This is a genomic window from Citrobacter sp. Cpa228 (assembly GCF_030333085.1).
Taxonomy (GTDB): Bacteria; Pseudomonadota; Gammaproteobacteria; order Enterobacterales; family Enterobacteriaceae; genus Citrobacter; species Citrobacter pasteurii.
Genome location: NZ_JAOWGQ010000055.1, coordinates 393,804 through 407,402, shown reverse-complemented (window position 1 = coordinate 407,402; position 13,599 = coordinate 393,804). Strand labels below are relative to the sequence as shown.

Annotated in this window: 11 protein-coding genes; 8 read left to right on the top strand and 3 right to left on the bottom strand. The window is 50.7% G+C overall.

Annotation, left to right across the window (positions count from 1 at the left end; genetic code table 11):
- Positions 1-22: 22 nt before the first annotated feature.
- From OGX91_RS20415 to yejF, 7 genes are all read left to right on the top strand, one after another.
- Positions 23-736 carry a phosphatase PAP2 family protein gene (locus tag OGX91_RS20415; protein ID WP_005129267.1) on the top strand — a complete coding sequence of 238 codons (714 nt, stop codon included), beginning with the start codon at positions 23-25 and terminating at the stop codon, positions 734-736.
- A 413-nt stretch (positions 737-1,149) separates the two neighbouring features.
- Positions 1,150-1,719, top strand: coding sequence for a bifunctional murein DD-endopeptidase/murein LD-carboxypeptidase (gene mepS, locus OGX91_RS20410; protein WP_040230600.1), 570 nt, complete (start codon positions 1,150-1,152; stop codon positions 1,717-1,719).
- Positions 1,720-1,901: 182 nt separating this feature from the next.
- Positions 1,902-3,461 carry a cyclic di-GMP phosphodiesterase gene (locus tag OGX91_RS20405; RefSeq protein WP_286627239.1) on the top strand — a complete coding sequence of 520 codons (1,560 nt, stop codon included), beginning with the start codon at positions 1,902-1,904 and terminating at the stop codon, positions 3,459-3,461.
- A gap of 100 nt (positions 3,462-3,561) precedes the next feature.
- Entirely contained in the window at positions 3,562-5,376 is a 1,815-nt protein-coding gene (locus tag OGX91_RS20400) for an extracellular solute-binding protein (RefSeq protein WP_155021340.1), read from the top strand.
- Positions 5,377-6,471: a microcin C ABC transporter permease YejB gene (locus OGX91_RS20395; protein ID WP_040230596.1), complete on the top strand. Its 1,095-nt coding sequence runs from the start codon at positions 5,377-5,379 to the stop codon at positions 6,469-6,471.
- Entirely contained in the window at positions 6,471-7,496 is a 1,026-nt protein-coding gene (locus tag OGX91_RS20390) for an ABC transporter permease (RefSeq protein ID WP_005129278.1), read from the top strand. Before OGX91_RS20395 ends, OGX91_RS20390 begins: the two co-directional genes overlap by 1 nt.
- Position 7,497: 1 nt before the next feature.
- The gene (gene yejF / locus OGX91_RS20385) at positions 7,498-9,087 is read left to right on the top strand and encodes a microcin C ABC transporter ATP-binding protein YejF (protein ID WP_149691477.1); all 1,590 of its coding nucleotides are present in this window, start codon (positions 7,498-7,500) and stop codon (positions 9,085-9,087) included.
- A 3-nt stretch (positions 9,088-9,090) separates the two neighbouring features.
- Here yejF and OGX91_RS20380 read toward each other — a convergent pair whose 3' ends face one another.
- From OGX91_RS20380 to rsuA, 3 genes are all read right to left on the bottom strand, one after another.
- Positions 9,091-9,435: a YejG family protein gene (locus tag OGX91_RS20380; RefSeq protein ID WP_087051313.1), complete on the bottom strand. Its 345-nt coding sequence runs from the start codon at positions 9,433-9,435 to the stop codon at positions 9,091-9,093.
- A 333-nt stretch (positions 9,436-9,768) separates the two neighbouring features.
- The gene (locus tag OGX91_RS20375) at positions 9,769-10,959 is read right to left on the bottom strand and encodes a Bcr/CflA family multidrug efflux MFS transporter (RefSeq protein WP_149691476.1); all 1,191 of its coding nucleotides are present in this window, start codon (positions 10,957-10,959) and stop codon (positions 9,769-9,771) included.
- A 15-nt stretch (positions 10,960-10,974) separates the two neighbouring features.
- Positions 10,975-11,682, bottom strand: a complete 708-nt coding sequence (gene rsuA / locus OGX91_RS20370) for a 16S rRNA pseudouridine(516) synthase RsuA (RefSeq protein WP_005129288.1) — start codon at positions 11,680-11,682, stop codon at positions 10,975-10,977.
- Positions 11,683-11,833: 151 nt separating this feature from the next.
- Here rsuA and radD point away from each other — a divergent pair, with 151 nt between their 5' ends.
- Entirely contained in the window at positions 11,834-13,594 is a 1,761-nt protein-coding gene (gene radD / locus OGX91_RS20365; RefSeq protein WP_005129290.1) for a DNA repair helicase RadD, read from the top strand.
- Positions 13,595-13,599 lie beyond the last annotated feature (5 nt).

The window sequence follows — 13,599 nt, the reverse complement described above, 5'->3', positions numbered from 1 at the left end:
TTTATGGCAATGGTAAACGACGATGAAAACCCGATACCCACTAATACTCCTGCTTAATATTGCTGGTCTGGCGCTATTTTTGTCCTGGTACCTTCCACACGGGCATGGGCTCTGGTTTTCTCTTGATTCGGGCATCTTCCACTTCTTCAATCATAAGCTGGTTGAGAGCCCGCTGTTCCTGTGGATTGTCGCGGTCACCAATAACCGGGCATTTGACGGCTGTTCATTATTGGCGATGGGCGCATTAATGCTGAGTTTTTGGTTAAAAGAAACGCAGGAAGGTCGTCGTCGTATTGTGGCGATTGGGCTGGTGATGCTGCTTACAGCGGTGATATTAAACCAACTGGGCCAGGCGCTTATTCCGGTTAAGCGCGCCAGCCCCACCCTCACGTTCGATAATATTAATCGCGTCAGCGAGCTGCTGCATATTTCAACAAAAGATGCATCCAGAGACAGTTTTCCTGGCGATCACGGTATGATGCTGCTTATTTTTTCCGCATTTATGCTACGTTATTTCGGAAAAGTCGCAGGAATAATCGGCCTTATTATCACTGTGGTTTTTGCCTTTCCACGCGTAATGATCGGCGCACATTGGCTCACAGATATCGTGGTAGGTTCAATGACCGTCGTATTGATTGGCTTGCCCTGGTGGTTAATGACGCCATTAAGCGACCGCCTGGTTACGCTGTTTATTCATTATCTTCCCGGCAAAAATAAACAATTTTTAAACAAATAACGCAAAGTAATTAACATCATCAGGAATGCTTCTGATTTCCTGATGATATCTGCCAGGAAATTATCCTTCTGACTGTCATTCTCCTGTCATATTATTCCTGTTTAAAATGAATGAATTGCGTGTTTTTCACTCTATCTGTTCTTAATTTAGCCAATGCAGTTTATTCACTTTCTGTATCACTTTTTCTTATAAGAAATCACATAAAATCACTCGCAATGACCGGAGCGATCGGGTAATCTCAGACTCGTTTTGCCTCGCAGGATAATTGTTCACTATAAGAATAAATTTGTGCGTTCTGCCACAGATTTGACCTTAAAGAATTGTCTCATCATGCGTTGGTAATTAGTCTCGTCACGTTTGGCATTTTTTATAACGATATTTATCGTTAAGGACTTCAAGGGAAAACAAACAAAATGGTCAAATCTCAACCGATTTTGAGATATATCTTGCGGGGGATACCCGCGATAGCAGTTGCGGTTCTGCTTTCTGCATGTAGCACATCGAACACCGCGAAGAATATGCATTCTGAGACGCATGCTGTGGGTAATGGAGATAACTCTTCACTGCAAGCCTCTCAGGATGAATTTGAAAGTATGGTACGTAATATCGATGTTAAATCACGTATTATGGATCAATACGCTGACTGGAAAGGCGTGCGTTACCGCCTTGGCGGCAGCACTAAAAAAGGCATTGATTGCTCAAGCTTCGTACAGCGTACATTCCGCGAGCAATTTGGTTTAGAGCTTCCGCGCTCAACCTACGAGCAACAGGAAACGGGCAAATCCGTTTCGCGCACTAATCTGCGCACAGGCGATCTGGTTCTGTTCCGTGCGGGTTCCACCGGCCGTCACGTCGGTATCTATATCGGCAATAACCAGTTTGTACATGCCTCGACCAGCAGTGGCGTTATCATTTCCAGCATGAACGAGCCTTACTGGAAAAAACGTTACAACGAAGCTCGCCGGGTTCTGAGCCGCAGTTAATTTCGTTTGGCAGCTATCCCTTGGCTATCCTGATGAGACTTATCAAAAGCACTGCTTCGGCAGTGCTTTTTGCGTTGCGCTATGTTTAAGAAAAATCTCACCATACGAATCAATCCAGGTTATAGTTTTACAGATCAAGCAGTTTAATAATAAGCAAATACCCCAGGTAAACATAAGGAACTATGTTCAGACGTCCCTCATCTTCCAGTCGAAATGTCCTTTTTACCTGTATTTTTACGGGGGTAGTCGTCGCGGTACTTGTCAGCACCCTGCAGTTTGTTGCCACCTGGCACAAACGAGATGTTAAGTACGAAACGCTTCTTTCCGATATCGATTCTTACATCAGCAGTTACCTCTCAGACCTCAAAAGCACAACAGATTCCCTGCAGCCGCTGGTCTCATACAATTGCCAACAAGTTGCCGCCAGGCTGACCGCCAGCGCAGCGTTTAACCTCAATGTACGCGCTTTTTTATTGGTAAAAGATGGTATTGCTTTCTGCTCCTCCGCAACTGGCGCGATGGACTCGCCTATTCTGTCGCTGGTTCCGAAGCTGGATCTCAAGCAAAATATCGATGTGGAATTACTGTCCGGTACCCCGATGATGCCGGACAATCCAGCGATCATGATTTGGCAGCGGAATCCTTCATTTAAGAATAGTGGCGTGTTTTCCTCACTGAATATCAATCTGGCGCCTTACCTGCTCTATACCGCCCGAGAAGATGATTTTGACGGTCTTGCAATTATTGTTGGTGATACCGCTATCACGACATTTTCATCCCAACTGATGGACGTTTCCGCGCTTCCGGAAACCACCTGGCGCCAGACAACGCTGAAAGGGATCCCGATGAAGATCCGGCTATATGCGCAAGAGTGGACGTACACTGACGTCTGGTATGCCGTCATGTTGGGATGTATGGCCGGGATCATGACCGGGTTGCTTTTGTGGTACTACAACTACGCCGTTCGTTTACGCCCGGGAAAGGATATTCTCAACGCTATCAAGCACGATCAGTTTTATGTGGTCTACCAACCGGTCGTTGAAATGCAGACGCTGGAAGTAAAAGGCGTAGAAGTATTGTTACGCTGGCGCCACCCGACAACAGGTGAGATCCCGCCAGATGCGTTTATTCACTACGCTGAATCACAGCAAATGATCGTACCGCTGACGCAGCATCTGTTCAAACTGGTGGCCCGTGATGCCCCCGCATTAAAAAAAGTGTTACCGCAAGGCGCAAAGCTCGGGCTCAACATCGCCCCAACGCACCTGCATGGTGAGAGCTTTAAAGACGATATTCAGCGCCTGAACGCCTCCCTGCCACCACACCATTTCCAGGTTGTACTCGAAATCACCGAACGCGATATGCTCAATCAGCATGAAGCATCAAAGTTATTTGAATGGCTACACGCTGCCGGATTCGAAATTGCCATTGATGATTTCGGCACCGGCCATAGCGCACTCATTTATCTGGAACGCTTTACCGTTGACTATCTGAAAATCGACCGAGGATTTATCAACGCTATTGGGACAGAAACGCTAACGTCTCCGGTACTGGATGCGGTGTTGACACTGTCTAAGCGTCTTAATATGCTGACGGTTGCCGAAGGGGTAGAAACGCCTGAGCAAGCCCGATGGCTGCGCGATCGCGGGGTTCATTTCTTCCAGGGATACTGGATCAGCCGCCCATTATTGCTTGATGATTTTGTACGTTGGATGGCGCAATCCGATAAGCCAACGTGGTGATCGCACCAGGCGATTTATATATTTTCATTCGCCATCCCAACCGCTATTTCTCAGGCAAGAAGCCTGTCGGGTTGTGACAGGACAAGGAAACCTCTGTGATATGATTCCTCGCGTACTGCTTCTGTTTATCGCCCTTATCGGGTTTAACGTTCATGCCCAATCCATCAAAGAAAGCTACGCCTTTGCCGTGTTGGGCGACCCCAAGTACGCGTTTAATTTTAATCACTTTGATTATGTTAACCCCGCAGCCCCTAAAGGCGGGCAGCTCACCCTCTCTGCCCTTGGTACCTTCGACAACTTCAACCGCTACTCGATGCGCGGCAACCCTGGAGCACGCACCGAAACGCTCTACGATACGCTGTTTACCACCTCGGATGACGAACCCGGCAGCTACTACCCGCTCATCGCTGACAGAGCGCGTTACGCCGATGATTACTCGTGGGTAGAAATCGCGATTAATCCGCGGGCCCGTTTTCACGATGGTTCACCCATTACCGCACGCGATGTCGAATTCACCTTCCATAAATTTATGACCGAAGGCGTACCGCAGTTTCGTCTGGTCTACAAAGGAACAACGGTAAAGGCAATTGCCCCGTTAACAGTGCGAATTGAACTCGCCAAACCGGGTAAAGAGGATATGCTCAGCCTGTTTTCCTTACCCGTTATGCCCGAAAAGTACTGGAAAGATCACAAGCTCAGCGACCCCTTGTCGTCTCCACCACTTGCCAGCGGCCCTTATCGCATCAGTCAATGGAAAATGGGACAGTACATTGTTTATTCGCGCGTTAAAGATTATTGGGCGGCAAACCTGCCCGTCAATCGCGGGCGCTGGAACTTTGATACCCTCCGCTACGATTACTATTTAGATGATAACGTCGCTTTTGAAGCATTTAAGGCTGGAGCGTTCGACCTGCGACTTGAAAACGATGCAAAAAATTGGGCAACCCGTTATACCGGTAAGAATTTCGCCAATCATTACATTGTCAAAGACCAACAAAAGAATGAGTCCGCGCAGGACACTCGATGGTTAGCCTTTAATATTCAACGTCCAATGTTTAGTGACCGACGTGTACGGGAAGCGATTACGCTGGCCTTCGATTTCGAATGGATGAATAAGGCCCTGTTTTATAATGCCTGGAGTCGGACAAACAGCTATTTCCAGAACACCGAGTATGCAGCCAGAGGTTATCCCGATGCGGATGAACTGGTGATCCTCGCGCCATTGAAAAAAGAGCTGCCACCGGAAGTCTTCAGTCAAATCTATCAACCACCGATGTCGGAAGGCGATGGCTACGATCGTGAAAACCTGTTGAAAGCCGATACGTTACTCCAACAGGCGGGATGGATACTAAAAGGACAACAACGGATAAATATCACCAGCGGTAAACCGCTGACCTTCGAGTTATTACTCCCGGCAGGCAGCAACAGCCAGTGGGTATTGCCATTCCAGCACAACCTGCAACGGTTAGGTATTACGATGAATATCCGCCAGGTCGATAACTCGCAAATCACTAACCGTTTGCGCAGCCGTGACTATGACATGATGCCCAGGCTCTATCGCGCAATGCCGTGGCCAAGCTCAGACCTGCAAATTCTGTGGGCCTCTGAATATATAGACTCCAGCTATAACGCGCCCGGTGTGCAAAGCCCGGTCATTGATAAACTGATTAGCCAGATCATTGCCGCACAAGGGAATAAAGCCAAACTGATCCCGTTGGGGCGGGCACTGGACCGGGTATTAACCTGGAACTACTACATGTTGCCGATGTGGTACATGGCAGAAGATCGTATCGCCTGGTGGGATAAGTTTTCGCATCCGGCTATCCGCCCGATTTATACCATTGGCATCGACAACTGGTGGTATGACGTCAACAAAGCGGCGAAACTGCCCGCAGCCAGACGGCAGGGAGAATAAATGGGTGCTTATCTGATTCGACGTCTGCTGCTGGTGATCCCCACGCTCTGGGCCATCATTACTATCAACTTTTTTATCGTACAGATAGCACCTGGCGGTCCTGTTGAGCAGGCCGTCGCCGCCATTGAGTTCGGACAAAGCGGTGCGTTGCCCGGTGCGGGCAGCGAAGGTGTTCGCGCCAGCCACGCGCAAACCGGCGTTGGGAATATCAGCGACAGTAACTACCGTGGCGGTCGGGGCCTTGACCCGGAGGTTATTGCGGAAATTACCCGTCGCTACGGATTCGATAAACCCATTCATGAACGCTATTTCAAGATGCTCTGGGACTATATCCGTTTTGATTTTGGCGACAGTCTGTTCCGCAGCGCCTCTGTTCTTACGCTAATCAAAGACAGCCTCCCGGTGTCCGTTACCCTGGGGCTGTGGAGTACGCTTATCATCTATCTGGTGTCGATACCGCTTGGGATCCGCAAAGCGGTTCACAATGGCAGCCGGTTTGATGTCTGGAGCAGCGCATTTATTATTATTGGCTATGCCATTCCGGCCTTTCTGTTTGCCATTTTGCTGATCGTTTTTTTTGCCGGGGGCAGCTATTACGACCTGTTCCCGCTACGTGGGCTCGTGTCCGCTAACTTTGACGCCCTGCCCTGGTATCAAAAAATTACCGATTATCTGTGGCACATTACTCTGCCAGTGCTGGCAACCGTGGTGGGTGGGTTCGCCGCGCTGACCATGCTGACTAAAAACTCATTTCTGGATGAGGTACGTAAGCAATATGTCGTTACTGCGCGTGCCAAAGGCGTTAGTGAGAAAAATATTCTATGGAAGCATGTGTTCCGCAATGCCATGTTGCTGGTAATCGCAGGATTTCCCGCCACATTTATCAGTATGTTTTTCACCGGTTCACTGCTGATTGAAGTGATGTTTTCACTTAATGGTCTGGGATTACTGGGGTATGAATCTACCGTATCGCGCGACTACCCGGTGATGTTCGGCACACTCTACATCTTCACCCTGATCGGCCTGTTGCTCAATATCCTCAGTGATATCAGCTATACGTTGGTCGATCCTCGTATTGATTTTGAGGGACGCTAATGTCGCGATTAAGCCCCGTCAATCAGGCCCGCTGGGCGCGTTTTCGTCATAACCGCCGCGGCTACTGGTCATTATGGATTTTTTTGGTGTTGTTTGGCCTGAGCATGTGTTCCGAGCTGATCGCTAATGATAAGCCGCTGTTGGTACGCTATGACGACAGCTGGTATTTCCCTCTGGTTAAAAACTACAGTGAGAGCGATTTCGGCGGCCCGTTAGCAACAAAGGCTGATTATCAGGATCCGTGGCTGCAACACCGTCTGGAGAGCCGGGGTTGGATACTATGGGCCCCCATCCGGTTCGGCGCTACCAGCATCAACTTTGCCACCGATAAGCCCTTCCCCTCTCCCCCCTCTGCGCAAAACTGGCTGGGTACTGACGCAAATGGTGGTGACGTGCTGGCGCGTATCCTTTACGGCACCCGCATCTCAATTCTGTTTGGCTTGATGCTGACCCTGTGTTCCAGCGTCATGGGGGTGATGGCCGGCGCGCTACAGGGCTATTATGGCGGTAAGGTAGACCTGTGGGGACAACGGTTCATCGAAGTGTGGTCCGGTATGCCAACGCTGTTTCTGATTATTTTGCTATCCAGCGTCGTTCAACCTAACTTCTGGTGGCTATTAGCTATCACCGTGCTGTTTGGCTGGATGAGCCTGGTTGGCGTGGTACGCGCGGAATTTCTGCGCACCCGAAACTTTGATTACATTCGCGCAGCGCAAGCGCTCGGGGTTAGCGATCGCAGTATTATTCTGCGCCATATGCTACCGAATGCGATGGTTGCCGCCCTGACCTTTTTACCGTTTATTTTATGCGCCTCGATAACGACCCTTACCTCGCTGGATTTTCTTGGGTTTGGCTTACCGCTTGGCTCGCCATCGCTGGGAGAACTCCTGTTACAGGGTAAAAACAACCTGCAGGCGCCGTGGCTTGGCATCACCGCGTTCATCTCCGTTGCCCTGCTATTATCGCTACTGATCTTTATTGGTGAAGCGGTACGCGACGCATTTGATCCCAATAAGGCGATTTAAGATGACACAACCTCTGTTAGCTATTGAGAATTTATCAGTCGGTTTTCGTCAACAAGATAGCGTACGCACTGTAGTCAATACACTCTCTTTGCGCGTTGATGCCGGGCAAACGCTGGCGCTGGTGGGTGAATCCGGTTCAGGTAAAAGCGTCACCGCGCTTTCGGTGTTGCGTCTGTTACCCACGCCGCCCGCGGTGTACCTCTCCGGTGATATCCGCTTTCACGGTGCATCATTACTTCACGCTAACGAGCAGACGCTTCGCGGTGTACGGGGAAATAAAATCGCCATGATTTTCCAGGAACCAATGGTGTCGTTGAACCCATTGCATAACCTTGAAAAACAGCTCTATGAAGTCCTGTCTTTGCATAGGGGAATGCGTCGGGAAGCCGCACGGGCAGAAATTCTGACCTGTCTGGATCGTGTAGGCATTCGCCATGCAGCGAAACGCCTTACAGATTATCCGCACCAGCTTTCCGGCGGTGAGCGCCAGCGCGTAATGATTGCTATGGCGCTGTTAACCCGCCCGGAGCTGCTAATTGCCGACGAACCCACAACCGCGCTGGATGTCTCTGTGCAGGCGCAAATTTTGCAACTGCTGCGGGAGTTGCAGCGTGAGCTGAACATGGGATTGCTGTTTATCACTCATAATCTCAGCATCGTGAGAAAACTGGCCGATTCCATTGCCGTCATGCAGAACGGTCAATGCGTTGAACAAAACCGTGCCGAGCCACTGCTTGCCGCGCCAACCCATTCCTACACACAGAAACTGTTAAATAGCGAACCCTCCGGCGATCCAGTCCCTTTACCAGCCGGACAGCCGCCATTACTGGAAGTGAATGGGCTCAGGGTCGCCTTTCCTGTACGCAAAGGTATCCTCAAGCGCGTGGTGGATCATAACGTGGTGGTTAACAACGTCAGTTTTACCCTCAGACCCGGTGAAACACTGGGGCTGGTGGGCGAATCAGGATCCGGGAAAAGTACCACCGGTCTGGCGCTGCTGCGATTAATCACATCACAAGGCAGTATTGTGTTCGATGGTCTGGCGCTGCATACCTTAAATCGTCGCCAACTGTTGCCAATACGCCACCGCATTCAGGTGGTCTTTCAGGATCCCAACTCTTCACTGAATCCGCGTTTGAGCGTATTACAAATTATTGAAGAGGGATTGCGCGTTCACCAGCCAACGCTTTCCGCTGAACAGCGTGAAGCGCAGGTAAAAGCAGTGATGGCTGAAGTCGGACTCGATAGCGAAACCCGCCATCGTTATCCTGCAGAGTTTTCCGGTGGTCAACGCCAGCGCATAGCCATTGCCAGGGCATTGATTCTGAAACCCTCGCTGATCATTCTGGATGAGCCGACATCCTCGCTCGACAGAACCGTACAGGCGCAAATCCTCACGCTGTTAAAGTCCTTACAGGAAAAGCATCGCCTGGCTTATATTTTTATCAGCCATGATTTACACGTTGTACGTGCGCTATGCCATCAGGTAATTGTGTTGCGGCAGGGAGAAGTCGTGGAACAGGGGCAATGCGAGCACGTATTTAACGCGCCACAACGGGCCTATACGCGTCAGTTGCTCGCGCTAAGCTGACGCTCAAAACGGATTGTTGTTTGAAAACGGTTCTGCGATGGCCACGCCGAAATTTTTCAGCCTGCAGGTCGCGGCAAACTCATCTTGGCGATTCACAAACAGGCACGGTTCCCCTTCACATTCCAGTACGGAACAAGGAACTTCAATATCGCTAAGTGCCTGGCTGAGTTTATGCATGACTGACCACGCACTGTCACCATCAGGGCTAAGCAATTTGAGGGCCACCAGGCTGTTCTCATTGCTCTGACCGTTGTGCGGAATCGGTTCAACCTTTGAACCTGCGAAACCCACCGACCAACGATAGCACTGCGGCAGACGATGAACGATTGAGAGTTGTAATGTCATCACTTTCTTTCCCTGGAAGCACAATCACTTCACAATTATTTTACATCAATATTAACACATCATTGACAATACGTCTTTAGACAGTTGGTAAACGTTTACACCCAGTCTTTATGCCGCTTTCCGAATCCACTATTTAAATTTATTCAACGGTTCAGGCATGTTTCCGCGCTATATGTACTCGTTTCTGCGATCTAACTCAACCTTTTTAACTACAATGATGTGACTTTTTACATAAATTGATTTTACATAAAATAAACATAAGCGGGGAAAATGATAGATTTGCGGTTGATATACATCAACTCCGGAGGCCTTATGACCCCCAGGTTGTGTAATAGATCACCGTTTTTTGGCGCGACTGGCGTAGAGATAGAAGATAATTGAGCTGGTGGCGCAAAATGCAATCGACCAAATCATTGGCCAGGCTGAGTTAAAGGTTGCCAGAGATAACAGCGCCCCAACGATGGCACCAATACCGAAGCGGAACGTTCCTGCCAGCGATGACGCCGTTCCCGCCATATGTGGGAATTCATCGAGAATCACCGCCATGGCGTTGGATGACACCATCGACACACAGCCTACAAACGCCGCAACACCGACAACCAGTGCCCAGAATCCAATCCCGAATAGCGCGCTGAATACCATCCAGCCCGCCATCACAAACTGGATCCACAGGCCAGTACGGAACATATTTAGTGCACCAACCCGCCGAACAAAGCGGCTGTTGATGATGGTCATCACGAACAGGAACACAATATTCAGCGCGAAGTAATAGCCGAAATTCTGCGGTGAAACGTGGTTGATCTCAATGTAGACAAAAGGTCCGGCGCTCAGGAATGAGAACATCCCGGCAAAGCTGAACCCACTGGCCAGCATGTAACTCAGGACGCGCTTGTGGCGAAACAGCGAGGCAAAGTTGCCCAGAGTAGTACGCAAGCGAAACGGCTGACGACGCTCAACGGGCAAGGTCTCTTTGATCAGCGTAAGGATCATCACCGACGCCAGAATAGCCGCCACGGCGAGGATCCAAAAGATGTAGTGCCAGCTCAGCCACACCAACACCCAGCCACCGATAATCGGCGCCATTAATGGCGCAATTGTCGTCACCAGCATGACGAATGACATCATGCGCGAAAACTCTTCTTTCGGATAGATATCACGCATCAGGGCGTTGATAACCACGCTCGCCGCCGCGGCCGCCAGGCCGTGGAAGAAACGCATCACGATCAGTTGATCGATGGTTTGCGCCAGCGCGCAGGCCACTGCCGCCGCCGCAAACACCAGCGTCCCGCCCAGTATCACCGGTTTACGCCCGATGCTGTCGGCCATCGGACCATAGATCAACTGCCCCACCGCGAACCCCAGAATATAGGTACTGAGGGTCATTTGCGCGCTACCTGCTGGCACACCAAACTGTTCAGAGATAACTGGCAGCGCCGGAAGATACATATCAATCGACAACGGCATCAACATGGCTAACAAGCCAAGGATAAAGACAATGGCAATTGACGAGTTCTGCCGGGTGGTCACATTTAGCTCCTGAAATTAACGCGGGGTTAAGTTAACGCTGGCGATTTCTTCTTCGGTCAAAAGACGGTATTCACCCGGTGCCAGATCATCATCAAGCCTGATGTCACCAATCCGTTCGCGGTGCAGTTCCACAACGTGGTTACCCACGGCGGCAAACATACGTTTAACCTGATGATAGCGCCCTTCGCTGATGGTCAAGCGCACCTGAGTTGGCGTAATGACTTCCAGCACGGCCGGTTTGGTCAGGTCTTTCTCATTATGCAACTGTACACCATGGGCAAACTGTTCAGCGGTATCATCTGCTACCGGCGATTCCAGCGTCACCAGATAGGTTTTCTCACAATGGTGGCGTGGCGAAGTGATCCGATGCGACCACTGTCCGTCATCGGTCATCAGCACCAGTCCGGTGGTGTCGATATCCAGACGCCCTGCCGCATGCAGTTTGTGCGCGACAGGCTCATCAAGAAAATAGAGCACCGTCGGGTGATCCGGGTCATCCGTGGAGCAAACATAGCCCTGAGGCTTATTCAGCATAAAATAGCGTGGGCCAGTCTGTTGAACCAGAGAATTGCCGTCATATTCAACGTCATGTTCTGGCAGCAGCTTAAAAGCGCTATTTCTGACGATTTCGCCGTCGACGGTAACACGGTTACCACGGATCTCACGCCCGGCAATAGCGCGGCTGACGCCGAGTTGCTGAGCGATAAATTTATCAAGTCGCATGAGTGTGATTTTGCCTGTAACAATACGGAAATCGGGCGTTATGCCCGAAAAGTGGAGCCGTTTTCCGCTCAGTATAACGAGCTAACAACTTCCCTCAAGGGAAAAAGATTCGTGGCATACTATACGCGAGACTGTTACATATTGTGAGCCCATGATTTTTACTCTTCGTCCTTACCAAAAAGAAGCCGTGGATGCCACGCTCAACCATTTTCGCCATCACCGCACTCCGGCAGTTATCGTCCTCCCCACAGGCGCAGGCAAAAGCCTGGTGATTGCTGAACTGGCGCGGGTTGCACGTGGGCGCGTATTGGTGCTGGCGCACGTCAAAGAGCTGGTCGCGCAGAATCATGCCAAGTACTGCGCTCTGGGGCTGGAAGCCGATATTTTTGCGGCAGGTCTGAAGCGTAAAGAGAGCCACGGGAAAGTGGTATTTGGCAGCGTACAGTCGGTGGCGCGTAATCTGGATGCCTTTCAGGGAGAATTCTCCCTGCTTATCGTCGATGAATGCCATCGCATTGGCGATGATGAAGAGAGTCAGTATCAGCAAATCCTCACTCACCTGACCAACGTAAATCCCCACTTACGACTGCTCGGGCTTACCGCCACGCCTTTTCGTTTGGGCAAAGGCTGGATTTATCATTTCCATTATCACGGAATGGTACGCGGCGATGAAAAAGCGTTATTTCGCGATTGCATTTATGAATTGCCGCTGCGCTACATGATTAAGCACGGTTATCTGACGCCGCCGGAACGCCTCGATATGCCGGTCGTACAATATGATTTCAGCCGCCTGCAGGCGCAGAGTAATGGCCTGTTCAGTGAAGCCGACCTTAATAAGGAGCTGAAAAAACAACAACGCATAACACCGCATATCATCAGTCAGATTGTCGAGTTTGCTCAGACGCGCAAAGGGGTAATGATTTTCGCCGCTACCGTTGAGCACGCCAAAGAGATTGTCGGCCTGCTGCCCGCTGATGATGCCGCGCTTATCACCGGAGAGACACCGGGATCGGAACGTGATGTATTAATCGAAAACTTCAAAGCGCAGCGCTTTCGCTATCTGGTGAATGTGTCGGTCCTGACCACTGGCTTCGATGCCCCGCACGTCGACCTTATCGCCATTCTGCGCCCGACCGAGTCAGTTAGCCTTTACCAACAAATTGTCGGTCGTGGGTTGCGCCTGGCGCCGGGGAAAACCGACTGTCTGATCCTCGATTACGCTGGCAACCCGCACGATCTGTACGCCCCGGAAGTGGGTGCGCCGAAAGGAAAAAGTGACAACGTTCCGGTACAGGTGTTCTGTCCTGCCTGCGGCTTTGCCAACACCTTCTGGGGCAAAACAACGGCCGACGGCACGCTGATTGAGCACTTTGGCCGCCGCTGTCAGGGATGGTTTGAAGATGATGACGGCCATCGCGAACAGTGCGATTTTCGTTTCCGTTTTAAAAACTGCCCGCAGTGCAACGCGGAAAATGACATCGCCGCCCGCCGCTGCCGCGAGTGCGACACAGTACTGGTTGACCCGGATGACATGCTGAAAGCCGCGCTCAGGCTTAAAGATGCGCTGGTTCTGCGCTGCAGCGGGATGGCGCTACAAAATGGTCAGGATGAAAAAGGCGAATGGCTAAAAATTACCTATTACGATGAAGATGGCGCCGACGTCAGCGAACGCTTTCGCCTGCATACTCCCGCGCAGCGTACAGCCTTCGAGCAACTGTTTATTCGCCCGCACACCCGAACGCCTGGCATTCCCTTACGCTGGATAACCGCCGCTGATATCCTCGCCCAGCAGGCACTGTTACGTCATCCTGATTTCGTGGTGGCGCGCATGAAAGGTCAGTACTGGCAGGTGCGTGAAAAGGTCTTTGATTACGAAGGTCGTTTCCGGCGGGCACATGAATTACGCGGTTAATCGTA

Excerpts from the sequence above, each read along its gene's own strand:
- OGX91_RS20400 (WP_155021340.1), top strand. The coding sequence starts at position 3,562 with ATGATTCCTCGCGTACTGCTTCTGTTTATCGCCCTTATCGGGTTTAAC.
- radD (WP_005129290.1), top strand. The coding sequence starts at position 11,834 with ATGATTTTTACTCTTCGTCCTTACCAAAAAGAAGCCGTGGATGCCACG.
- OGX91_RS20415 (WP_005129267.1), top strand. The coding sequence starts at position 23 with ATGAAAACCCGATACCCACTAATACTCCTGCTTAATATTGCTGGTCTG.
- mepS (WP_040230600.1), top strand. The coding sequence starts at position 1,150 with ATGGTCAAATCTCAACCGATTTTGAGATATATCTTGCGGGGGATACCC.
- OGX91_RS20395 (WP_040230596.1), top strand. The coding sequence starts at position 5,377 with ATGGGTGCTTATCTGATTCGACGTCTGCTGCTGGTGATCCCCACGCTC.
- rsuA (WP_005129288.1), bottom strand. The coding sequence starts at position 11,682 with ATGCGACTTGATAAATTTATCGCTCAGCAACTCGGCGTCAGCCGCGCT.
- yejF (WP_149691477.1), top strand. The coding sequence starts at position 7,498 with ATGACACAACCTCTGTTAGCTATTGAGAATTTATCAGTCGGTTTTCGT.
- OGX91_RS20405 (WP_286627239.1), top strand. The coding sequence starts at position 1,902 with ATGTTCAGACGTCCCTCATCTTCCAGTCGAAATGTCCTTTTTACCTGT.
- OGX91_RS20390 (WP_005129278.1), top strand. The coding sequence starts at position 6,471 with ATGTCGCGATTAAGCCCCGTCAATCAGGCCCGCTGGGCGCGTTTTCGT.